The organism is Flavobacterium johnsoniae UW101, assembly GCF_000016645.1.
Taxonomy (GTDB): Bacteria; Bacteroidota; Bacteroidia; order Flavobacteriales; family Flavobacteriaceae; genus Flavobacterium; species Flavobacterium johnsoniae.
On record NC_009441.1, the window covers coordinates 2,124,932 to 2,147,557 of the forward strand.

Below are 22,626 nucleotides of genomic sequence, written 5' to 3' on the forward strand. Positions count from 1 at the left end.
GTTAATATTTTTTTATTTTTCTTACAGCTTATAGCTAAACCAATACTTGTTTTAATTTGTAAATTTTGCTTTTTATACTGTTGATTTTTTCTATTTGTTTTTCTGCAATTTCATTATTTAGATATTGCAGGTCTTTAGCTAAAATCAAAAGATATTCTGTTTCATTGGCAGAACCTAAAGCGATGTTGAGAAATTGATTGAATTCTTTGTCACTATTTCTTCCGCATCCTTCACTAATGTTAGTAGGGATTGAAGAACAAGCTCTTCTTATCTGACTTGTTAATCCATAAAGTTCTTCTTTTGGAAAAAGAGAAGTTATTTTATAGATTTCTAAAGTAAAAGAATGCCTTAACTGCCAAATATCATATTTTTTGAAATCTCTCATTTTTTTTTGAGGCTTTACGCTTTAGGCAATAGGCTTTACGCTTTTGTGAGAGCCTATAGCTTACGGCTTAAAGCTTACAGCTATTTTAGATTATCGCTAAGATATCATCCTCACGCATGATCAGATAATCAGTTCCTTCCAGTTTTAATTCTGTTCCTGCGTATTTACCATAAAGTACAGTATCACCAACTTTTACGGTCATAGTGTGGTCTTTAGATCCGTTTCCTACTGCAACAACAGTTCCTTTTTGTGGTTTTTCTTTGGCAGTATCTGGAATAAAAATCCCTGAGGCAGTTTTAGTTTCAGCAGCAACAGGCTCAATAAGTACTCTGTCTGAAAGCGGTTTAATGTTTAAGGCCATGATTTTATATTATTATAGTTATACGTTTTTTAATGTTCTTTAAACTTTCAGAAATTATGCCATGCTCTATAAACTGACATTTTTTCTTAAAAAAAATGCCAGCTTTGACAGGCTGGCATTTTTAATATATATTAAAAATATTATTTTGCTGGTGCTGCCGGAGCAGGAGTTTGCTGTGCTGGCGCTGCTGGTGCAGTTGCTGCAGGAGCTTCACCTTTTTCAATAATTTTAGATCCCGTATCTCCTAAAGCTCCAGTGAAGCTTAAGCTTGAAAGCAAGATTAAAGCAATCAAAATAGTAGCTAACGTCCAAGTACTTTTATCTAAAAAGTCAGTTGTTTTTTGTACACCGCCTAACATTTGAGTTCCACTGATAGTAGAAGATAATCCTCCTCCTTTAGGGTTCTGTACCATAATTACTACGATCAATAGAAAGCAAACTATTGTGATTAAAACTAAGAAAATTGAAAATGTGCTCATTGTATTAATTGTTATTGTTATTTTGTTGTAAAATCTTTATATCCGAAATGCGGTCTGCAAAGAAACTAATTTTTTCTGGATATTTCAAAATTAATATTTCATATGCTTGTATGGCCTTTGTATATTTTTTTTGTTCCAAATATACACGGGCTAAAGTCTCTGTCATTAGGTATGAATTGTCCTCTTCATTACTATTAAGTTGAATAGGAGGAGTCGCCATTGTTGGTTTTATTGGAGAGATTTTTGGATTTGTCTCAATAAATCTGTCAATAATTTCGGCTTTTTTCTTTTTTTCTTCCTCAACAGTAACTATTTCAGTTGTTTCTGTGGTTTTTTTTTCACCGTTTTCACTTTCGCTGCGGTCAATAGGTTCTGCTCTTGCCAGTTGAAGCCATTCCTGGAAAGAATGTTTTTCGCTGACAGAAAAATCTATTGGTTTTCCTATTTCAAGATTTTCCTGGGCTTCTTTTACCGTTTCTGGAATTTCAATTTCAGAGGTTTCAATTTCAGGCGTTCCAAATTCTAGAAGTTCTGCTTTTTCAGTAATTTCTTCAACAGCTTCTAGTTCTTCAGTAGTTTTTGCTTCTTCTGTAACTGCTGGTTCTTCAAAAGTAACATTTGCAGCTTCTTTTATAGAAACAAGAACAGGGTTTTCGATTGGGTCAACCTGTACTTCTGCGATTTCATCGTCTACAAATTCATCAAAGAAAGTAGCTTTCACAACTGGTTTTTGAATAATTGGATCAGCTGTTTTTTCTTCAACTTCTTCGACTTTTTTAAATGTATCTAATATTTCTTCTTCACTTAGTGCAGCAATTGTTTCTTCTTCTGGAGCTGGTTCAAAAGCTGGCTCTTCAGTTTCTGTAACTTCTTTAAAAGTATTTAGTATTTCTTCTTCACTTGGAGTGATAACAGATTCAATAACGACTCCTTCAACTGGTTTGTCTTTTATTTCTTCATTTTCTACAGAAGTGTTTGTTTCTTCTTCTTCAAAAATTTCAATTGAATTGTCTGCAGATTGAGTTGTTTCTTCTTCGTCTTTAGTTACTTCTTTAAATGAGTTGAATATTTCTTCTTCATTAAGAATTGCGATTGGCTGTTCAGAAAGTACTTCTTCTTGGTTTTCTTCAACTTCGTTTACTTCTTTAAAAGTACTTAATATTTCTTCTTCACTTGGAATAATCAGTGTAGGTTGTTCTTCAATAACAGGTTCTTCTGTTTTTGCGAAAGTATTAGATTCCGTTTCTTCTGTTTTTTGCTGAATTTTAGACGGTTCTTCAAAAACTACAGTTGTAGCTTCTTTTATCGATTTTAAAATTGATTGTTCAATAGGATCGATACGAACTTCCGGAGCTTTTTTAACTTCTTCAAATGTAACGACTTCGCTGTCAAAAACTTTAATTTCTAAAAGGTCTTTTAATTTTTGATCATAAAAATCGTTTTGGATAGAAGTGAAAGTTTCTGATGTTATAAAATCAAATAAAACCGAACGATCAGCTGTATGAGCTGCAGTTACTTTTAAAGCATAATTATACTTAAAACTGTTTTGATTGTAAAGTCCTTTTAGTCGAAGTGCTCTGGCACTTTGAAAATATGGAAATTCATTCAAAACACTTCCTAATGCTTCTGCCTGCTTTTCTGTAATAGCATCGGGTTTGTTCATTAAGTAGGTATAATCAGTAACGTTCATTATTTATTGTTTAATCGTTTATTTTGTTTAATCGTTTAATTGTTTATTTGTTTAACTGTTTAATCGGTTGTTTTTATTTATCGATTTAACGAACAAACAATTTAACAGTTAAACCAAAAAATTACCATTTTGCCAGTGACTCATTAAAAATATCCTGAGTTATTCTCTCAAAAATAGTTTTAATAGCTTCATTTAATACAGATCCTGTTGGCAGACTTGCTCCAGGGAAGTCATAGTAAAATTCAAAAGGTTTTTCAAAATCGTCAGTTTCTTTCTTTTTATTGGTGAATCTTACATTAATACGAATTGTTAAACGGTTTTGTGCCGCACCTACATCACCTGTTGATGTTACAGCTGTTGCTGTCATTGGGGTGATTCTATAATCAACAATTTCACCTTCATAAGCTAGTTCACCTCCATTGCTTACCAAGTTTAAATTGGTCTGGTTCATAATTAAATCCTGCAATGCTAATGTAAAATCCCTGTCAATTCCGGGTTCAACTAAATCAGCATTGTTGTGGAAAAAGCTAACCTGAAATGTTTTAGCATCTATTGGACTTGCTCCTGTAAAGTTATAAACGCCGCATCCGCTAAAAGTGGTTGCGACTAATAATAGTAAAAGATATTTTAAGTGTTTCATTTTGTTTTAAGGATTGCTTCGCCATTTTGCTGAGGCTAGGGTCAAAGATATTCATTTCGTTTAAAACATTTTTGAGTTTTAACTTCTTTACAGGAAATTACAAATCAAATTGTTTAATTTTTCTATATAAAGTCCTTTCTGAGATTCCCAGTTCATCAGCTGCAGCTTTTCGTTTTCCTTTGTTTTTCTCTAATGATTTTTTGATCATTTCGATTTCTTTTTGTTCTAAACGTAAAACTTCTTCTTCTTCAATAGTTTCAGCAAACAAATAATTGTGATCCGGAATCTGATAGCTTTCTTCACGAACTGCCGGCGTCATAACAGCGGTTCTTGGTTCTTCTTCAAAATCAATTTCACTGTCATTTTCCTGAGAACCGTATATCTTTTGAATTAAATTCGGATTAATATCCTGCATTTTAGAACTTCCTCCATTCTTCATTAATTCTAAAGTCAGTTTTTTCAAATCATTCAAGTCGCTTCTCATGTCAAAAAGTACTTTGTATAAAATATCTCTTTCAGTGCTAAAATCGCTTTCCTTTTTACTGTCGCTTATAACTGAAGGCAGATTGCTTCCTTCAGCAGGAAGATATGAAGACAGTGTAGAAGCTGAAATGTCGCGGTTCGTTTCTAAAACCGAAATCTGCTCTGCCACATTTCGAAGCTGGCGGATGTTTCCATTCCATCTAAATTTTTGCAGAAGATGAACGGCATCGTCATCTAATTTTAAAGGAGGCATTTTGTATTTATGAGCAAAATCAGCTACAAATTTTCTAAATAATAAATGAATATCATCGTTTCTTTCTCTTAAAGGAGGTAAAGTAATTTCGACTGTACTTAAACGATAGTACAAATCTTCACGGAATTTTCCTTTTTCGATTGCGTTGAATAAATTCACGTTTGTTGCTGCAACAATACGAACATTTGTTTTTTGAACCTGAGAAGAACCTACTTTTATGAATTCACCATTTTCCAAAACACGAAGTAATCTTACTTGTGTAGTCAATGGTAATTCTCCAACTTCATCCAAAAAGATTGTCCCGCCATCAGCCACTTCAAAATAACCTTCACGCGTGCTTGTCGCACCTGTAAAAGCTCCTTTTTCGTGACCAAAAAGTTCACTGTCTATAGTCCCCTCGGGAATTGCACCGCAGTTTACGGCAATATATTTACCATGCTTTCTGTGCGAAAGCGAATGTATAATTCTAGGAATGTTTTCTTTACCAACACCACTTTCCCCAGTTACCATAACCGAAATATCAGTTGGAGCAACCTGAATGGCTTTTTCAATGGCACGATTTAATTTCGGGTCATTACCAATAATCTCAAATCGTTGTTTTATTGCTTGAACTGTTTCCATATCGATTTTATCTTTTGCCACGAATTTCTCGAATTTCACAAATTCTTGAAAAGTGGTCAATGAATAACTCTTTTGTGTTGTAATGTCTTTTTATTAAAATTAACGATAATTCCTAAATCACTATCAGCTAATTTTAAATAATTTATTGTTTTAGCGATATAGTCATCAACTATTTCTTTTGATGCTTTTACTTCTAAAATGATTTCGTCATAAACTACAAAATCGGCATAAAATTTATGTGCTAAAACAATTTCTTTGTATTGAATATCGTATTCTTTTTCACGTTTATAGGGAATATTATGTTTTTTAAACTCATATTCTAATGCATCTTTGTAAACAATTTCCAAAAGACCTCCGCCTAAAATTCTATGAACTTCCATGCAAATTCCAACAATTTTATAGTACTCTTCTTTTCTGTATAATTCCATGCTTGTTTTTTTTAAACAAAACTATAGAAATTTTTGAAAGAAAATTCGTGTAAATTTGTGAAATTCGCGGCAAAAAAACTTAATTCATGCTGCTAAGCCCAACCGCTTCACCTTTTAAAGTTCCAGAAGTACAGCTTGTGATTTTTACATTTACGAAATCTCCAATTTTATAATTCTCTTTAGGGAAAACTACCGTAATACTTTGAGAATTTCTTCCGGAGAATTCATCTTTAGATTTTTTAGAAACTTTTTCTACTAAAACTTCAACTGTTTTTCCAACAAATTCTTCGCTTCTAAACCAAGCATGTTTTTGCTGTAAATCGACGATTTCTTGTAATCTTCTTGCTTTAGTTTCTTCCTCGACATCATCTTTCATTTTCCTTCCTGCCAAAGTTCCAGGACGTTCAGAATACGAATACATATAACCGAAATTATATTTTACATATTCCATCAAACTCATTGTATCTTGGTGATCTTGTTCAGTTTCTGTTGGGAAACCGGCAATCATATCCTGCGAAATCGAAGCATCTGGAACAATAGCTCTAATTTTATCAATCAAAGCCATATATTCTTCACGAGAATGCAGACGATTCATTTCTTTTAAAATTCTGTTACTTCCAGATTGAACTGGCAAGTGAATGTGTTTACAGATATTTGGATATTTTGCCATAACGTGCAAAATACTTTCGTGCATATCCTGCGGATTTGATGTCGAAAAACGAATACGCATTTTAGGGAAACCAACAGCAACCATTTCTAATAATTGGTCAAAATCGACAGCAGTTGCTTTTTGCATTTCAGAAGCATTTACAAAATCTTTTTTCAAACCGCCGCCGTACCAAAGGTAACTGTCAACGTTTTGCCCAAGAAGTGTAATTTCCTTAAAACCTTTGCTCCATAAATCCTGAATTTCAGCCATGATACTTTGAGGCTCACGGCTGCGTTCGCGTCCGCGTGTAAAAGGTACAACACAAAACGTGCACATATTATCGCATCCACGGGTGATAGAAACCAAAGCGGTGATTCCGTTACTCATTAAACGAACCGGCGAAATATCTCCGTAAGTTTCTTCTTTTGATAAAATTACATTGATGGCGTCGCGTCCTTCTTCAACTTCGGCCAATAAATTTGGAAGATCTTTATAAGCATCAGGACCAACAACAAGATCAACTATTTTTTCTTCTTCCAAGAACTGGCTTTTTAAACGCTCGGCCATACAGCCCAAAACACCCACTTTCATTTTCGGATTTGTGCGTTTTACAGCATTGTATTTTTCAAGACGTTTACGAATAGTCTGTTCAGCTTTGTCTCTAATTGAGCAAGTGTTTACCAAAACCAAATCTGCTTCTTCCAAAACAGAAGTAGTGTTATATCCTCCGTCAGACAAAATGGAAGCTACGACTTCACTGTCCGAAAAATTCATCGCACAGCCGTAACTCTCTATAAATAGTTTTTTAGTATTCTCAGGTTTATTTTCTAAAACAAGACTTTCACCTTGTTTGCTTTCTTCAATAATCTTTTCCATTGTAAAAATTCAAAGTGCAAAGATAGCGTAAATACGGTCAATATGACAAGATGGCAGAAAAGAATTTTAGATTTTAGATTGCAGATTATAGATTGTAGATTATAGATTGTAGAACGAAAAAGATTTTGATGAGATAATCTTGAATCTAAAATTGGAATTCTAAAATAAAGAAATTTCTTGGTTAGAATCTGATAAAAGTTATACCTATATATATAATGCAGAATATTACAGATAAATCTGCAATTTTAAGTTTCATAATATCAAAATACCTCAAAAATGCATTCGTAAGGTTAATATTTAAAAAAAATAAATACTTTTGTTGCAGAAAATAAGAGCAATGGCAAAGAATTTAGTAATAGTGGAGTCACCTGCAAAGGCGAAAACGATCGAGAAATTTCTTGGGAGTGATTTTCAGGTGGAGTCAAGTTATGGTCACATAGCAGACTTACCATCCAAGGAAATAGGGGTAGATGTAGAGAATGGTTTTAAACCTAAATATGAAGTTTCCCCGGATAAAAAAGCCTTGGTAACGAAACTAAAATCGCTATCTAAAAATGCCGAAACGGTTTGGTTAGCATCCGATGAGGACCGCGAGGGAGAGGCTATTTCATGGCACTTGGCGGAAGAATTAAAACTGGATACAAAAAAGACCAAACGAATTGTTTTTCACGAGATTACAAAATCTGCGATTCTTAAAGCAATTGACAATCCAAGAGAAATTGATTATAATTTAGTTAATGCGCAGCAAGCGAGAAGAGTATTAGATCGTTTAGTGGGTTATGAATTATCTCCGGTTTTATGGAGAAAAATTAAAGGCGGACTTTCTGCAGGTCGTGTACAATCTGTTTCTGTACGTTTGATTGTTGAAAGAGAACGCGAAATTCAAAGTTTTAATGCAGTGGCAACCTATTCAATTGTTGCTGAATTTGTAAACGAAGCTGGAAAAGCTTTTAAAGCAAAACTGCCAAAAAACTTCAATACAAAAAAAGAAGCCGAAGATTTTTTAAACAAAAACATCGGTTCTAAATATAAGGTAGCTGATTTAGAAACTAAACCTACCAAAAAATCTCCAACAGCACCTTTTACAACTTCAACGTTGCAGCAGGAAGCAGCAAGAAAATTATACCTGCCGGTTGGAATTACCATGCAGTTAGCACAGCGTTTATATGAGGCGGGACTTATTACTTATATGAGAACCGACTCGGTAAATCTTTCTAAAGAAGCAATGGATGCTGCACAAGCAGAAATCATAAAATCTTACGGGGAAGAATTTTCTAAACCGAGAATTTTTGCAACAAAAAGTAAAGGAGCACAAGAAGCGCACGAAGCAATTCGTCCGACTGATATGTCACGCCATACTGTAAATATCGATCGTGATCAGGCTCGTTTGTATGATTTGATCTGGAAAAGAACTTTAGCATCTCAAATGAGCGATGCGCAGCTTGAAAGAACAAACGTAAAAATAGAAGCTGATAATCATGATGAGCTTTTTACAGCTTCTGGAGAAGTTTTGCTTTTTGAAGGTTTCTTAAAAGTGTATTTAGAAGGTCATGATGATGATGAGGAAGAGCAAGAAGGAATGCTTCCGGCTTTAAAAGTAAACGAAAAGCTGGCTAATAACTATATTACAGCTACAGAACGATATTCAAGACCGCCTGCACGTTATACAGAGGCATCTTTGGTTAAAAAACTAGAGGAACTTGGTATCGGACGTCCGTCTACTTATGCACCAACTATTTCAACAATTATCAATAGAAATTATGTTGAAAAAGGAACGCTTGAAGGGCAGGAACGTAACTATACACAGTTGACTTTACAAAATAGTAAAGTAGGTGAGAAGCTTTTAAAAGAAAATACTGGTTCTGATAAAGGAAAGCTGGTTCCTACTGATATTGGTACTATCGTAACAGATTTCTTAGTTAAGAATTTCGGGAATATTTTAGATTATAATTTTACTGCAAAAGTTGAGCAGGATTTTGATGAAATTGCCGAAGGAAATATCGACTGGGCAATCATGATGCAGGATTTCTACAATAAATTTCACCCAAATGTAAAAGAAGTTGAAGCTAATGCTGAACGTGAAAGCGGTGAAAGAATTTTAGGAAAAGATGCAGATGGAAGACAAGTTTCTGTTCGTTTAGGGAAATTTGGACCAATGGCTCAAATTGGAGAAGCAGATGATGAAGATAAAAAGTTTGCCAGCCTGATGGCAGATCAAAATATTGGAAATATCACACTTGAAGAAGCTTTGAATTTATTCTTGCTTCCTAAAAATTTAGGAGAATATAAAGGAGAAGAAGTAGAAGTGAGCAATGGTCGTTACGGTCCGTATGTTCGTCACGGAAGTGTGTTTATTTCATTACCTCGCGGTGAAGATCCTTTGAATGTTACAAAAGAAAGAGCTAAGGAATTAATTGACGAAAAAGCACTTGCTGATGCGCCAATTGCTGTTTACAAAGGAGAAGCAGTTCAAAAAGGTGTGGGACGTTTTGGTCCTTTTATTAAATGGAACGGTCTTTTTGTAAATGTGAGCAAAAAATACAATTTCGATAATTTATCTCAGGCAGATGTTGAAGAATTAATTGAAGATAAATTACAAAAGAATATTGATAAAGTTCTTCACAATTGGGAAGAAGAAGGAATTGTAGTTGAAAAAGCCCGCTGGGGACGTTCAGTTATTTTAAAAGGTAAAATCAAAATTGAATTAAGTAAAGATGTTGATGCGACAAAATTAACATTGGCCGAAGTTCAGGAAATGATCGAGAAAAAAGCACCGGCTAAAAAAACAGCAGCAAAGAAAACCACAGCAGCTAAAAAAACTACAACCGCTAAAAAAGCACCAGCAAAAAAGAAATAAAGAATGGAATTTGACTTTCTAGAGCCTTTAAATGACGGAATTTTAAAATTCATTAGTTCATTGTCTACACAAGAACTGGGGAGCAAAATTGTTTTGCATACTCAGGATCAATTTCCGGATATAAGCAAAATTAATATTGCGATCGTAGGTGTTCTCGAAGATCGACGCAACATTAATATGGTTAATGAAGTTAACCTTACTGCAGTTCGTAAAAAGCTTTACGGAATGTTTCCTGGTAACTGGGATGCATCAATTGCAGATTTAGGAGATATTCTTGCAGGTGATTCTGTAGAGGATACTTATTTTGCAGTAAAAAAAGTTGTAGCTGCTTTAATTAAGAATAAAGTGATTCCTATAGTCCTGGGAGGTTCTCAGGATTTAACCTACGCTTTGTATCGTGCTTACGACGATTTAGAGCAAATGGTAAATATGGTTTCTGTAGATAATAAATTTGATTTTGGTAAAGAAAATGAATCGGTTTCGGCTAATTCTTACCTAACGCAGATTATTATTAATGAACCAAACAACCTGTTTAATTACTGTAATATAGGATATCAGACTTATTACAATTCTCAGGAAGAAATTGATTTAATTGAAAAGCTGTTTTTTGATGCTTACCGTTTAGGTGAAATTTCAAATAATATTGCTTTGGCTGAGCCTGTATTTCGAGATGCAGATTTAGTTAGTATTGATTTGAATTCTGTAAAGTCTTCTGCATCAGGCAATATGGTTTCTTTTGAGCCAAATGGTTTCAACGGAAAAGAGATTTGCTCTCTGGCTAGATATGCCGGAATAAGTGATAAAGTTTCTTCTTTTGGAATCTTTAATCATAATAGTACATTGCCGGAATCTCCTATAATGGCTCAGATAATCTGGTATTTTATAGAAGGATATCATTACAGATCAAAAGAATATCCATTTGGAAGCAGAACAAATTATTTAAAATACATCGTTCCGCTGGAAGAAGAGGAACTTGTGTTTTATAAAAGTGACAAAACTGAGCGTTGGTGGATTGAAATTCCATTCGAAACAAACGGCAGCAATAAATTAAAAAGAAATACGTTATTACCATGTTCTTACGACGAATATTTGTCAGCTTGCAATCAAGAATTGCCAGAAAGATGGTGGAAAGCACAGCGAAAAAACGCTTTGTAGAAGAAAATTTCGAAAGAAATCTTAAAATATTTAATTTTTAGGAAAATAAGTTAAAATTATTAGTAAGAAAAGGTGTATTTATTATAAAATTTAACGTTTTACGTCGATTTTTTTAATCAGTTTATCGAGGAAATATTTTTTTTTTATTTTATTTAACATTATTTTTGAACGGTAAAAGAAAATTCGCAAATAGGTATTGTTTTTTAGATAAATAATAAATACGTTTACGGACTTTTAGTAATGAATAGATAATCCAAATTTATATGAAGAAGTTTATTGCATTTGCAGCAATGTTAACACTAGTAATCGGCTGTGGTAAGTCAGGTGACAAAGGTGAATTAGTTGGTGTTACAGGAGGGAAATGGCATCCTGAAAAACCGTATGGAATGACTTTGGTTCCGGGTGGATCTTTTATTATGGGTAAATCTGATGGTGACTTAGCTAATGTAGAAGATGCTCCAACAAGAACTGTAACTGTTCGCTCGTTTTATATGGACGAAACTGAGATCACTAATAGTGAGTACCGTCAATTTGTAGAGTGGGTAAAAGATTCTACAATGAGAGTTCGTCTTGCTATTTTAGCTGATGAAACTGGTCAAAAAAGTACTGGTGACAAAGGTAAAAAAGGCGGTAGTATTGCTGATTATGCATTTAATGATTCTGAGCCGGATAAAATGACGGCTTATGATAAATATATGTATGATAACTACTATAGTGTAGGGACAAAAGATGATCCGTATGCTGGTAGAAAATTAAACAAAAAAGTAAAATTAATTAGAGATACTAAAGCTTATCCAGATGAGTATTATGCTGAAGTAATGGATTCTATGTATTTACCAATTGAAGAATCATACAATGGTTTAAGAACAATTGATGTAAATAAATTGAAATTCCGTTATTCTTGGATGGATATTCAGGCAGCTGCAAAAGCTAAAGTTGGAAAAAGAAAAGACTTCGTTAAAACTGAACAAGTTAATGTATACCCTGATACAACAGTTTGGATTAAAGATTTCGCATATTCATATAATGAGCCAATGCACAATGATTATTTCTGGCACAAAGCTTACGGAGATTATCCAGTAGTAGGTGTGACTTGGAAACAAGCTAAAGCATTCTGTGCTTGGAGAACTTTAAATAAAAACAGCTACATTAAATCTAAGAAAAAAGGACGTGATTTAGTTAACGCATTCAGACTTCCAACAGAAGCAGAATGGGAGTATGCTGCAAGAGGTGGTCTGGAGTCTGCTACATACCCTTGGGGAGGTCCTTACACTAAGAGTGACAGAGGATGCTTCATGGCAAACTTTAAACCAAACAGAGGAGATTACGCTGCAGACGAGGCTTTATATACTGTTGAAGCAAAATCTTACGAGCAAAACGGTTATGGACTATATAACATGGCAGGAAACGTTTCTGAGTGGACAGATTCGGCTTACAATCCAAATGCATACGAGTATGTTTCTACAATGAACCCTAACGTAATTGATGGAAACAACCAAAGAAAAGTTGTTCGTGGAGGATCTTGGAAAGATGTTGCTTACTTCCTGCAAGTAAGTACTCGTGATCACGAATATGCTGATTCTGCAAGAAGCTACATTGGTTTCAGAACTGTACAAGATTACATGGGAACTCAAGTAACAGGAGGCGGAAGAAAATAATAATAACTTAGTGTATAATTAAATCAATATACAAAAACCAAATCGAATCTATTTAAAATTAAAACCTAAAAAAGAATTATTATGGCATTATTAAGTAAAAAAGTTATGAATTTCGCTTATGGTATGGGAGCGGCAGTGGTAATCGTTGGAGCTTTATTCAAAATTACTCACTTTGAGATTGGGCCATTAACAGGGACAGTGATGCTTTCTATCGGTCTTTTGACTGAGGCATTAATCTTTGCGTTATCTGCTTTTGAACCAGTTGAGGATGAATTAGATTGGACTCTAGTTTACCCAGAATTAGCTAACGGACAAGCTAGAAAAAAAGAAGCTAAAGCGGAAACTGCAACTGATGCCCAAGGTTTATTGTCTCAAAAATTAGATGCAATGTTAAAAGAAGCTAAAGTTGACGGTGAGTTAATGGCAAGCTTAGGTAACAGCATCAAAAACTTCGAAGGAGCTGCAAAAGCAATTTCTCCAACTGTAGATTCAATCGCAGGTCAAAAGAAATATGCTGAAGAAATGTCTATGGCAGCTGCACAAATGGAATCATTAAACAGTTTATATAAAGTTCAATTAGAAAGTGCTTCAAGAAATGCACAAGCAAACAGCGAAATTGCTGAGAACGCTGCTAAGTTAAAAGAGCAAATGGCTTCTATGACTGCAAACATCGCTTCTTTAAACAGCGTTTACGGTGGTATGCTTTCTGCAATGAGTAACAAAGGATAATTAGTTTTTAACTAGATATTACATTTATTAATAAGAACTAATTAGACAAAAATGGCAGGAGGAAAATTAACCCCTAGACAGAAGATGATTAACCTGATGTATCTGGTTTTCATCGCAATGTTAGCAATGAACGTATCAAAAGAAGTTATTTCTGCTTTTGGTTTGATGAATGAAAAATTCGAAGCTGCAAATACATCTTCAGTTACAACAAATGAAAGTTTGTTGACATCTTTAGATCAAAAAGCTGCTGAAGCAAAAGGAGAATTTGCTAAAGCTGCAGAAACAGCTCACAAAGTTCAGGCTGCTTCAAAAGAATTCTACGATTACATAGGTACTTTAAAAACTCAGGCTGTAAAAGGTTTTGAAGTTGATAAAGAAACTGGAAAAATGCCATACGAAGCTATGGATAGAGGTGATAACATCGATGACTGGTTTACAGGAGACGGTTACACTAAAAAAGGTAATGAAATTATCGCTAAAATCGAGAAATATAAATCAGATATTAAAGCTGCTTTAGGTACAGATAAAAAATATGCTGGAATTATTTCTGAGGTTGAGAAAAAATTTGATGTTTCTGACGTAAAAAACAAAGAAGGTATTAAAGAAAAATACTTAGCATACCACTTCAAAGGATTTCCTGCGATCGCTTCAGCTGCAAAACTTTCAGCTTGGCAGAATGACGTTAAGAAAACTGAAGCTGACGTTTACAACAGTGCATTAGGTAAAGCTGCAGTTGCTGCTGCTTCTTACAGCAACTACCAAGCAATCGTTGTTTTAGACAAAAATGCTTATTTCCAAGGTGAAAAAGTAACTGGTAAGGTAGTTTTAGGGCGTTATGACGAAAATACAAAACCAACTTCTTTCCAAGGTCCTGGACAAATTGTTAACGGACAAGCAGTAATCTCTTTAACTGCCGGTGGAGTAGGAGAACAAGATATTAACGGACAATTTACTTTCTTAGAAGATGGTAAAAACATTCCTTTAAAATTCTCTGGAAAATATGTTGTAGTTCCTAGACCAAACTCAGCTACAATTTCTGCTGATAAAATGAATGTAGTTTATAGAGGTGTTGTTAACCCAATCTCTGTATCATTCGCTGGTGTTGATGCTAACAAAATTGTTGCAAGTGCTCCGGGATTATCTTCTGCAGGAAAACCAGGAAAATATAACATGAGCCCAGGTCAAGGTACTGAGGCTACAATTTCTGTAACTGGTACATTACCAAACGGAGATAAAGTAACAGATAAGAAAACATTCAGAATTAAAGGTATTCCTGGTCCAACAGGTACAATTAGAGGTGAAATGGGAGTTGTTAAAGGTCCTAAATCTAACTTAGAAATTGCTACTATTGGTGCTAAATTACTTGATTTTGATTTTGAAGTTGGTTTAGATGTTGTTGGATTCAACATGAAAATTGCTGGACAGCCTACAGTTGTCGTTACTGGTAATAAAATGAATGCACAATGTAAATCAGTTCTTGCAAGAGCTGGTAAAGGAGACCAAGTTACTATTTCTGAAATTAAAACTAAACTTGTTGGAGCTGGTAGTTATTTATTACCAAGAACTGCTCCGGTAATTTACGAAATACAATAATAAAGTAGTTAAAACTACGTTCAATATCTTATAATGATACCACGATGAAAGTAAGAAATTTTTTAATAGCTATTGTTTCTATCGCTGGAGGTTTTGCTTCTAATGCGCAATCTAATTTGCTTAATGCAAAAACTCCTGCTCAGATCGGACTTAAAACTCCTGCGCAGCTTATCTCAGATAATGATAAGCCTTTAGCTTACGGTTATGTTGATGATAGAGATATCTTGATGGGTAAAACTACTTGGGAAATCATTGATTTAAATGAAAAAATCAACTTTCCAATGTATTTTCCTGTAGATACAGCTAATATTGGTTCTGATAGACGTTCTCTTTATGACGTTTTGACGAAAGCCATCACAAAAGGCAAAATAACTGAAGTTTATGCTGATAGTTATTTCAATACTAAAAAATCTATGAAAGACATCCAGGGTGCATTATCTCGTATTGATACTACAGATGCTGGTAGAGAACTTATCAACCAATATCCAGATGACTACAAATCACGTGTTGTGAAGAAAAAAGTAGTTACTGGAAGCGGTAAAAAGAAAGTTGTTACTTATGTAGATGAAACAGTTGGTCCAACAAGAACGGTTCCTGCTGAGTATATCTTAAAACAAGATCTTACTTCTGCTGATGTTACACAGTACAAAATTAAAGGGTACTGGTATTTTGACAAACGCCAGAGTGAATTGAAATATCGTTTACTTGGACTTTGTCCTGTAACTCCAGACGTTTATACAATGAATAGTGACGAGAAAGATTATATTGAATTGTTTTGGATTTTCTTCCCAAATGCACGTGAAGTACTGCATGAAGCAAAAGCTTTTAACGACAACAATTCAGCACTTCCAATTTCTTTCGATCAAATCCTAAACTCTAGACGTTTTAATGCGGTAATCTACAAAGAGGAAAACCTTTATGGAGATAGAGCTATTAGTGATTACATGAAAGACAATGCACAAAATCAATTGTTAGAATCTGAAAGAGTAAAAGAGAAGATTCGTAACTTCGAACAAGACATGTGGAATTACTAAGTATCTGAAAATAAAATATTTAAAAAACTCTTACTACCTTTGTAGTAAGAGTTTTTTGTTTTTAACACTGATTTAGATCTTTTTATAAAAACAAAACATTGCTCAATTTTAAATTACTTTTTAGTAATTTTGATTTTCTGTAAGAAAAATAACAATATTGAATATAAAATTACGTTTAATTTCTTATAATATTTATCATGATGAAAGTAAGGAATTTTTTAATTGCTGGTTTTGCCCTTATTAGTGGATTTGTTTGCAATGCACAATCTAATTTATTAAATGCTAAAACGGCTGATCAAATAGGGCACAAAACTGCAGCACAGCAAATTTCTGATAACGACAAGCCTTTGGCTTATGGTTATGTAGATGACAGGGATGTTTTAATGGCAAAGACAACTTGGGAAATTATTGATTTAAATGAGAAAATCAATTTTCCATTATATTTTCCGGTAGATACTGTGAATATTGGACCTGAAAGGCGTTCTCTTTATGATGTTTTGACCAAGGCCATTCGAAACGGCAGAATAACTGAAGTTTATACAGATAGTTATTTTAATACCAAAAAATCACTAAAAGATATTGAAGGATCTTTGACTCGTGTTGATACTACAGATGCTGGTAGAGAACTTGTGAATCAATATCCAGATGATTTCAGAACACGGGTTGTTAAGAAAAAAGTAGTGACAGGAACTGGTAAGAAAAAAGTAGTTAGCTATGTTGATCAAACAGTAGGGCCTACAAGAACGATTCCTGCTGAATATATCTTAAAGCAAGATCTTACTGCTGCCGATGTTTCACAATATAAAATTAAAGGGTACTGGTATTTTGATAAACGTCAGAGTGAATTAAAATATCGTCTGCTGGGAATTTGTCCAGTAACTCCAGATGTTTATACAATGAATAGCGATGAAAAAGACTATATAGAACTGTTTTGGGTTTTCTTTCCTAATGCGCGGGAAGTGCTTCATGAAGCAAAAGCCTTTAATGATAAAAACTCTGCGCTTCCTATTTCGTTTGATCAAATCTTAAATTCAAGACGTTTTAATGCGGTTATCTATAAAGAAGAAAACGTATACGGAGACCGTGAAATTAAAGATTACATTAAAGACAATGCGCAAAGTCAATTGTTAGAATCTGAAAGGGTAAAAGAGAAGATTCGCAACTTCGAAGAAGATATGTGGAATTACTAAGTGCTTAAATCCAAATTATACAAAAAACTCTTGCTACCTTTGCAGTAAGAGTTTTTTTTATTTTATCTATATTACCAATGCTTGATTATTTAATCGTCGGATCTGGATTAGCCGGAATTTCCTTTGCTGAAATCGCCCTTAAAAACAATAAATCTATTTTAGTTGTTGATGACAAATCCCAAAATTCTTCGAGAATTGCAGGAGGCTTGTACAATCCGGTTATCTTAAAACGTTTTAGTGAAGTCTGGAATGCAAAAGAGCATTTGGTTTTAATGAATGAATTCTATGAACAAGTTGAAGGAAAGCTGCAGGAAAAATTCAATTTTAAAATGCCAATTCTTCGAAAGTTTTTCTCAATTGAAGAGCAGAATAATTGGTTCGCTGCTTCAGATAAAATTAACCTGGCTCCCTTTTTATCTACAAAACTTATTACTAAAAAATACCAGGGTATTGACTCCCCTCATGATTATGGAGAAGTTCTGCATACTGGTTATGTAAAAACCGGGCAATTATTAGAAAGTTACAGAGAGTATCTAAAAAAGAATGATTTACTTCTTGAAGAATCTTTTCACAGCTCTTTTCTGGAAATTCTTGATTCAGGAATTCAGTACAAAAGTATCAAAGCCCGTCATATCATATTTGCAGAAGGTTTTGGACTGCATAAAAACCCTTATTTTAATTACCTGCCTTTGGATGGAACAAAAGGTGAACTGTTTTTAATAAAAGCGCCTGATTTAAAACTAGATGTTATTGTTAACACAAGTGTTTTTATTCTGCCTGTTGGAGGTAATTTATATAAAGTTGGTGCAACTTACAATTGGCATGATAAAACGGATCTCCCAACCGAAGAAGGAAAACAAGAGCTTATAGATCGTATTAAAGAAATTATTACCTGCGATTTTGAGATCATAAAACACTTTGCCGGAGTAAGGCCAACAGTTGCCGACAGAAGACCTATAATAGGAACTCATGAGGCATACAAATCTATTCATCTTCTTAACGGATTAGGAACACGCGGTGTAATGCTGGGACCGGCATTGGCAAAAATGTTATATGATAATATTGAAAATGGAACTCCAATAGACCGTGAAGCAGATATAAAACGCTTCCATAAAAGATATTTGAAATCTCTTATTCCTGACCGGCCTTAGGATCGTATGAAATAAACATATTGATATATAAATTTCTCGACAGTCTTAAAACAAACGGAAATAATAGAATCAAAGTAATAACAATTGCAATAAAAGATTGTTCTATACTTGCTCCAAAGAAAACAAATGAGACAATAAATGCTGCAATTCCAACGGCAACATTTAAACCGTAACTTACATACATTGCGCCATAAAAGAACGAAGGTTCAATTTGATATTTTAAACCGCAATGACTGCAATTCTCATTCATTTTTAGAACATTAGTCAAGTGAAGCGGATTTTTGTCCGAATACATGCTCTCTTTTTGACATTTAGGACAACTTCCTGTTAAAATACTATTTAGTTTGGATCCTTTTTTTAACATTTGCAAAAAATTTAAACAAAGGTACGATTTTTCAACCTTTACTGCTGATAACAATAGTTATAAATTATGCTTAATATACACAATCTTTCCGTTTCTTTTGGAGGAACATATTTATTTGAAGAAGTTACTTTTCGTTTAGGAGCCGGAGACCGAGTTGGTCTTGTTGGTAAAAACGGAGCTGGTAAATCTACAATGCTTAAAATGCTGGCAGGAGATTTTGCACCAGATTCAGGTGTTATCTCACAAGAGAAAGATATCAGAATGGGGTTTTTACGCCAGGATATCGATTTTGAACAAGGAAGGACTGTATTGGAAGAAGCGTATGAAGCTTTTACAGAAATTAAGGTTGTAGAAAAAAAACTGGAACAAATCAATCATCAATTAGTTACAAGAACTGATTATGAAAGTGAAGAATACAGTCAGATTATCGAAGATTTATCTGATTATACACATCGTTTTGAACTTCTTGGCGGTTATAATTATGTTGGAGATACAGAAAAAATTCTTTTAGGACTAGGTTTTAAAAGAGAAGTCTTTAATAACCAAACTGAAACATTTTCCGGAGGATGGAGAATGCGTATCGAATTGGCAAAATTATTATTGCAGGCAAATGATGTGTTGCTTCTGGATGAGCCTACCAACCACTTAGATATTGAAAGTATTATTTGGTTAGAGAATTTCCTTCGCAATTATCCGGGAGTTGTGGTAATTGTATCGCACGATAAAATGTTTTTGGATAATGTTACCAATAGAACAATTGAAATTTCTTTAGGAAAAGCATACGATTTTAATAAACCATATTCGCAGTATTTAGAATTGCGTCATGAAATACGCGAAAAGCAATTAGCGACTCAAAAGAATCAGCAGAAAAAAATTGAAGAGACAGAAAAATTAATCGAGAAGTTCCGTGCAAAAGCTTCAAAAGCTTCGATGGCGCAATCGTTGATTAAAAAGTTAGATAAAGTAGAAAGAATAGAAGTTGATGAAGATGACAATTCTGTAATGAATATTTCTTTCCCGGTTTCAAAAGAACCTGGAAAAGTTGTAATCGAGGCAGAACATGTTACAAAAGCTTACGGAGACAAAACGATTCTAAAAGATATCAGTTTATTGGTTGAAAGAGGAAGTAAAATTGCATTCGTTGGACAAAACGGTCAAGGAAAATCGACTTTCATTAAAGCGTTGGTTAACGAATTTGAGTATGATGGAACTATTAAATTAGGGCACAATGTACAATTAGGATATTTTGCTCAAAATCAAGCAGAATATTTGGATGGTGAAATTACATTGCTTCAAACTATGGAAGATGCAGCTACAGATACAAATCGTATGAAAGTACGTGATATGCTGGGGTCATTTTTGTTTCGTGGAGATGATGTAGAGAAAAAAGTAAAAGTACTTTCTGGAGGAGAACGCAACCGTTTGGCGCTTTGTAAATTGTTATTGCAGCCAATTAACGTTCTGTTGATGGATGAGCCTACCAACCACTTAGATATTAAATCTAAAAACGTTTTAAAAGCGGCACTTCAAAAATTTGGCGGTACATTATTATTAGTTTCTCACGATAGAGATTTTCTACAGGGAATGTCGAATATTGTTTACGAATTTAAAGATCAAAAGATCAAAGAATATCTGGGCGATATTAATTTCTTCTTAGAACAGCGTAATCTTGAAAACATGCGCGAAGTGGAGAAAAAAGATGTTGTAAAAACAACAGCAACTAAAGAAACCACAAAAGCATCTTATGAAGATCAGAAAAAAGGAAAAGCACTTCAAAACCGATTAAGCAAAATTGAAAGTCAGATTCAGCAGTTAGAAAAAGACATTCAGCACGACGATAAAATGCTCGAAACGAATTGCGATAAACATATCGAAGATGCATCGTTTTTTACGGCTTACAACAAAAAGAAAGAAGACCTGGAACAATTGCTTATAGATTGGGAAATTGTTCAGGAGGAGATTGATAGTTTTAATGCTTAATTAGTTTCAGTCACAGTTTTCAGTAAATTAAACAGATATAGACCTTTGTTAAAGTTTTAAATTTTGACAAAGGTTTTTTTTACGTCAAAAAAATAAAAAATCTGTTCAAACCAGTTTGATCAGTATGCTGTATTCTCAACAAAGCTATTTAATGACCCCAATAGACCTGGAATGTGCAATCGCCTCACTGCTTTCTTTAAAATAGCAGACAGAAACATCCAGCGATTCTAAATTCTTCATAATTTTTTTAACCGCTTTTTTTTGGGTTTTTCCAGTTTGTCTTATGTAAACTGCGATCACAGTTACTGGAAATATTTTGCAGATTCTTTCGTATAAAACAGGATCATGCTGGGAATCATCTCCAAGTAAAACATATTTTAAGTTGGGATAAAATTCCAAAACATGTTTTATTTTGTCAAACTTATGATCGTGATTACCGCGTCCGCTCATAAAGAAATCAGTAATTCCTCTTTTAATGTCTTTTAGTAAAATAACGGCTCTAGGAAGTTTGTGTATTTTGGTGAATTTTGCAATAAATCGGTACAAATTCCACTCACTGCTCGAAACATAAAAAAAAGCATTTTCTTCGCCCATATTATTTCTTCCTGCCGAACTCAAAGCTTGATAATGTTGTACAACATCTTTAAAAACTTTTCGGTCGTTTACATTTTTGAAAAGTAAAATGTACATTTTCCTAAAAATATTCCGCGTATGCGAAATCAAAAAAGTGTCATCAATATCAGAGATAATTCCAAGATTTCCTTTATGCGGGCGTATAAAATTAGCATTGCAGGTAATGGTTTTACCTCCGTACTTTATGCTCACCTGATATTCCATCCATCCAAAATGAGTTTCTTTTTCTAGCGGAATACAGAACTTAAAATAACCGTCATCCAGCGTTTTAGTATGGATTTCCTGATTGTTGCATTTAAGATAAACATCAAAATTTTCAATTGTTTTTATCCTAAACTGATTAATTATTGAACGTGCATTTTTTAGGTTTTTCTTCTGAAAATCATAGTTATACGTTCTTTTGAAAACATGCCCCATCACAATTAATTCTTCTTCATTGGCATAACCTCGATATAATTGTAAAATTGGTTTCATTAATTACGTACTTTTATATAATACTGTAAATTAATTATTTTAATTGGTTTTTAAAAATAAAAGAGTTGAAAAAGAATATCATATTTGTTGTAAATCCCATTTCGGGCGATCTTGATAAATCAGATTTAATTGAGGCAGTTCAGGAATTTGCGGCTACAAATCATTTTAATCTGGAAGTTTATGAAACGACCGGCAAAAATGATCAGAGAGAAATACAGGCCCTTTATAAGCAATATCAGCCGGAACGAATTATTGTTGCGGGCGGTGACGGAACTATAAAAATGGCAGCCGAAGCCATGGAAGACCACGATGTAATTATTGGGATTCTGCCGGCTGGTTCGGCAAACGGACTTTCGGTAGATCTAAATCTGCCTGCCGGGATCGAAGAGAACCTAAAAATAGCTTTTCTAAACCATTATATCGAGATGGATATGATTTGCATTAATGGTAAAAAAAGCATCCATTTAAGCGATCTTGGATTGAATGCTAATCTGGTAAAAAACTACGAGCAGAGTGATGTACGCGGTTTTTGGGGTTACGCTTTACAGGCTTTTACAACCTTAACGGAATCTGAAGAACCGTTTGTGGCTTCTATTACCGCAAACAATAAAACTGTCGAACACGTTGCAAGAATGATTGTAATTGCCAATTCGCAAAAATACGGAACAGGCGTAATCATTAATCCAAATGGAGCAATGAACGACGGAAAGTTTGAATTGGTAATTTTGAAAAGTCTGGATTTGCTTTTAATTGGAAAAATTATAACCGGAAATATGCCTATTGATTCAGACGATATTGTGATTATTTCTACAGATAGGGCAGAAATAAAAACAGATTATCCGGTTCATTTTCAAATTGACGGTGAATATTGCGGTGCGCAGAAATCATTAGAGATTCATATTTTGCATAAGCAGATGAAATTGGCGGTTCCTTAATCAATTAA

The 22,626-nt window shown here is 33.9% G+C and carries 20 protein-coding genes; 10 read left to right on the top strand and 10 right to left on the bottom strand.

The window, feature by feature from the left end; genetic code table 11:
• Positions 1–34: 34 nt before the first annotated feature.
• The 8 genes from FJOH_RS09560 to miaB form a co-directional block, all read right to left on the bottom strand.
• Positions 35–385 (bottom strand): four helix bundle protein, encoded by a 351-nt coding sequence (locus FJOH_RS09560; protein WP_012023919.1) that lies wholly within the window; start codon positions 383–385, stop codon positions 35–37.
• 85 nt (positions 386–470) lie between these two features.
• Positions 471–746, bottom strand: a complete 276-nt coding sequence (locus FJOH_RS09565; RefSeq protein WP_012023920.1) for a co-chaperone GroES — start codon at positions 744–746, stop codon at positions 471–473.
• A gap of 140 nt (positions 747–886) precedes the next feature.
• Positions 887–1,225 (bottom strand): preprotein translocase subunit SecG, encoded by a 339-nt coding sequence (secG, locus tag FJOH_RS09570; RefSeq protein ID WP_012023921.1) that lies wholly within the window; start codon positions 1,223–1,225, stop codon positions 887–889.
• Positions 1,226–1,229: 4 nt separating this feature from the next.
• Positions 1,230–2,915: a tetratricopeptide repeat protein gene (locus FJOH_RS27130; protein WP_012023922.1), complete on the bottom strand. Its 1,686-nt coding sequence runs from the start codon at positions 2,913–2,915 to the stop codon at positions 1,230–1,232.
• A 121-nt stretch (positions 2,916–3,036) separates the two neighbouring features.
• Positions 3,037–3,555 (bottom strand): LptE family protein, encoded by a 519-nt coding sequence (locus FJOH_RS09580; protein WP_012023923.1) that lies wholly within the window; start codon positions 3,553–3,555, stop codon positions 3,037–3,039.
• Between the two features lie 97 nt (positions 3,556–3,652).
• Positions 3,653–4,912, bottom strand: a complete 1,260-nt coding sequence (locus tag FJOH_RS09585; protein ID WP_012023924.1) for a sigma-54 interaction domain-containing protein — start codon at positions 4,910–4,912, stop codon at positions 3,653–3,655.
• A 56-nt stretch (positions 4,913–4,968) separates the two neighbouring features.
• Positions 4,969–5,340: a GxxExxY protein gene (locus tag FJOH_RS09590; protein WP_012023925.1), complete on the bottom strand. Its 372-nt coding sequence runs from the start codon at positions 5,338–5,340 to the stop codon at positions 4,969–4,971.
• A gap of 79 nt (positions 5,341–5,419) precedes the next feature.
• Positions 5,420–6,865 carry a tRNA (N6-isopentenyl adenosine(37)-C2)-methylthiotransferase MiaB gene (miaB, locus tag FJOH_RS09595; protein ID WP_012023926.1) on the bottom strand — a complete coding sequence of 482 codons (1,446 nt, stop codon included), beginning with the start codon at positions 6,863–6,865 and terminating at the stop codon, positions 5,420–5,422.
• Between the two features lie 337 nt (positions 6,866–7,202).
• On the opposite strand from miaB, the gene topA reads away from it, so the two are divergent.
• The 8 genes from topA (at position 7,203) to FJOH_RS09635 (ending at position 18,232) form a co-directional block, all read left to right on the top strand.
• A complete protein-coding gene (topA, locus tag FJOH_RS09600; RefSeq protein WP_012023927.1) occupies positions 7,203–9,722 on the top strand; it encodes a type I DNA topoisomerase in 2,520 nt (839 codons plus the stop codon).
• A 3-nt stretch (positions 9,723–9,725) separates the two neighbouring features.
• Positions 9,726–10,877, top strand: coding sequence for a formimidoylglutamase (locus FJOH_RS09605; protein WP_012023928.1), 1,152 nt, complete (start codon positions 9,726–9,728; stop codon positions 10,875–10,877).
• Positions 10,878–11,140: 263 nt separating this feature from the next.
• Positions 11,141–12,535 carry a T9SS ring complex lipoprotein PorK/GldK gene (gene porK / locus FJOH_RS09610; protein WP_012023929.1) on the top strand — a complete coding sequence of 465 codons (1,395 nt, stop codon included), beginning with the start codon at positions 11,141–11,143 and terminating at the stop codon, positions 12,533–12,535.
• 81 nt (positions 12,536–12,616) lie between these two features.
• A complete protein-coding gene (porL, locus tag FJOH_RS09615; RefSeq protein WP_012023930.1) occupies positions 12,617–13,264 on the top strand; it encodes a type IX secretion system motor protein PorL/GldL in 648 nt (215 codons plus the stop codon).
• Positions 13,265–13,315: 51 nt separating this feature from the next.
• Complete coding sequence (gene porM / locus FJOH_RS09620) at positions 13,316–14,857, top strand: type IX secretion system motor protein PorM/GldM (protein ID WP_012023931.1); 1,542 nt, start codon at positions 13,316–13,318, stop codon at positions 14,855–14,857.
• Positions 14,858–14,901: 44 nt separating this feature from the next.
• Positions 14,902–15,891: a type IX secretion system ring subunit PorN/GldN gene (gene porN / locus FJOH_RS09625; RefSeq protein WP_012023932.1), complete on the top strand. Its 990-nt coding sequence runs from the start codon at positions 14,902–14,904 to the stop codon at positions 15,889–15,891.
• A gap of 200 nt (positions 15,892–16,091) precedes the next feature.
• Positions 16,092–17,081: a type IX secretion system ring subunit PorN/GldN gene (gene porN, locus FJOH_RS09630; protein WP_012023933.1), complete on the top strand. Its 990-nt coding sequence runs from the start codon at positions 16,092–16,094 to the stop codon at positions 17,079–17,081.
• 77 nt (positions 17,082–17,158) lie between these two features.
• Positions 17,159–18,232 carry an NAD(P)/FAD-dependent oxidoreductase gene (locus tag FJOH_RS09635; protein ID WP_012023934.1) on the top strand — a complete coding sequence of 358 codons (1,074 nt, stop codon included), beginning with the start codon at positions 17,159–17,161 and terminating at the stop codon, positions 18,230–18,232.
• Here FJOH_RS09635 and FJOH_RS09640 read toward each other — a convergent pair.
• Positions 18,213–18,596 (bottom strand): DUF983 domain-containing protein, encoded by a 384-nt coding sequence (locus FJOH_RS09640; protein WP_012023935.1) that lies wholly within the window; start codon positions 18,594–18,596, stop codon positions 18,213–18,215. The two genes, FJOH_RS09635 and FJOH_RS09640, sit on opposite strands and share 20 nt — an antisense overlap.
• 66 nt (positions 18,597–18,662) lie before the next feature.
• Here FJOH_RS09640 and FJOH_RS09645 point away from each other — a divergent pair, with 66 nt between their 5' ends.
• Positions 18,663–20,576 (top strand): ABC-F family ATP-binding cassette domain-containing protein, encoded by a 1,914-nt coding sequence (locus tag FJOH_RS09645; protein WP_012023936.1) that lies wholly within the window; start codon positions 18,663–18,665, stop codon positions 20,574–20,576.
• Between the two features lie 144 nt (positions 20,577–20,720).
• Here the strand turns inward: FJOH_RS09645 and FJOH_RS09650 are convergent, their stop codons facing one another.
• Positions 20,721–21,683 carry an App1 family protein gene (locus FJOH_RS09650; RefSeq protein WP_012023937.1) on the bottom strand — a complete coding sequence of 321 codons (963 nt, stop codon included), beginning with the start codon at positions 21,681–21,683 and terminating at the stop codon, positions 20,721–20,723.
• A 65-nt stretch (positions 21,684–21,748) separates the two neighbouring features.
• On the opposite strand from FJOH_RS09650, the gene FJOH_RS09655 reads away from it, so the two are divergent.
• Positions 21,749–22,618, top strand: a complete 870-nt coding sequence (locus FJOH_RS09655) for a diacylglycerol/lipid kinase family protein (protein WP_012023938.1) — start codon at positions 21,749–21,751, stop codon at positions 22,616–22,618.
• Positions 22,619–22,626: the final 8 nt, after the last annotated feature.

What these genes read in the sequence shown, in the direction of transcription:
- FJOH_RS09560 (WP_012023919.1), bottom strand. Translation starts at nt 385, where the DNA reads ATGAGAGATTTCAAAAAATATGATATTTGGCAGTTAAGGCATTCTTTT.
- FJOH_RS09565 (WP_012023920.1), bottom strand. Translation starts at nt 746, where the DNA reads ATGGCCTTAAACATTAAACCGCTTTCAGACAGAGTACTTATTGAGCCT.
- secG (WP_012023921.1), bottom strand. Translation starts at nt 1,225, where the DNA reads ATGAGCACATTTTCAATTTTCTTAGTTTTAATCACAATAGTTTGCTTT.
- FJOH_RS27130 (WP_012023922.1), bottom strand. Translation starts at nt 2,915, where the DNA reads ATGAACGTTACTGATTATACCTACTTAATGAACAAACCCGATGCTATT.
- FJOH_RS09580 (WP_012023923.1), bottom strand. Translation starts at nt 3,555, where the DNA reads ATGAAACACTTAAAATATCTTTTACTATTATTAGTCGCAACCACTTTT.
- FJOH_RS09585 (WP_012023924.1), bottom strand. Translation starts at nt 4,912, where the DNA reads ATGGAAACAGTTCAAGCAATAAAACAACGATTTGAGATTATTGGTAAT.
- FJOH_RS09590 (WP_012023925.1), bottom strand. Translation starts at nt 5,340, where the DNA reads ATGGAATTATACAGAAAAGAAGAGTACTATAAAATTGTTGGAATTTGC.
- miaB (WP_012023926.1), bottom strand. Translation starts at nt 6,865, where the DNA reads ATGGAAAAGATTATTGAAGAAAGCAAACAAGGTGAAAGTCTTGTTTTA.
- topA (WP_012023927.1), top strand. Translation starts at nt 7,203, where the DNA reads ATGGCAAAGAATTTAGTAATAGTGGAGTCACCTGCAAAGGCGAAAACG.
- FJOH_RS09605 (WP_012023928.1), top strand. Translation starts at nt 9,726, where the DNA reads ATGGAATTTGACTTTCTAGAGCCTTTAAATGACGGAATTTTAAAATTC.
- porK (WP_012023929.1), top strand. Translation starts at nt 11,141, where the DNA reads ATGAAGAAGTTTATTGCATTTGCAGCAATGTTAACACTAGTAATCGGC.
- porL (WP_012023930.1), top strand. Translation starts at nt 12,617, where the DNA reads ATGGCATTATTAAGTAAAAAAGTTATGAATTTCGCTTATGGTATGGGA.
- porM (WP_012023931.1), top strand. Translation starts at nt 13,316, where the DNA reads ATGGCAGGAGGAAAATTAACCCCTAGACAGAAGATGATTAACCTGATG.
- porN (WP_012023932.1), top strand. Translation starts at nt 14,902, where the DNA reads ATGAAAGTAAGAAATTTTTTAATAGCTATTGTTTCTATCGCTGGAGGT.
- porN (WP_012023933.1), top strand. Translation starts at nt 16,092, where the DNA reads ATGAAAGTAAGGAATTTTTTAATTGCTGGTTTTGCCCTTATTAGTGGA.
- FJOH_RS09635 (WP_012023934.1), top strand. Translation starts at nt 17,159, where the DNA reads ATGCTTGATTATTTAATCGTCGGATCTGGATTAGCCGGAATTTCCTTT.
- FJOH_RS09640 (WP_012023935.1), bottom strand. Translation starts at nt 18,596, where the DNA reads ATGTTAAAAAAAGGATCCAAACTAAATAGTATTTTAACAGGAAGTTGT.
- FJOH_RS09645 (WP_012023936.1), top strand. Translation starts at nt 18,663, where the DNA reads ATGCTTAATATACACAATCTTTCCGTTTCTTTTGGAGGAACATATTTA.
- FJOH_RS09650 (WP_012023937.1), bottom strand. Translation starts at nt 21,683, where the DNA reads ATGAAACCAATTTTACAATTATATCGAGGTTATGCCAATGAAGAAGAA.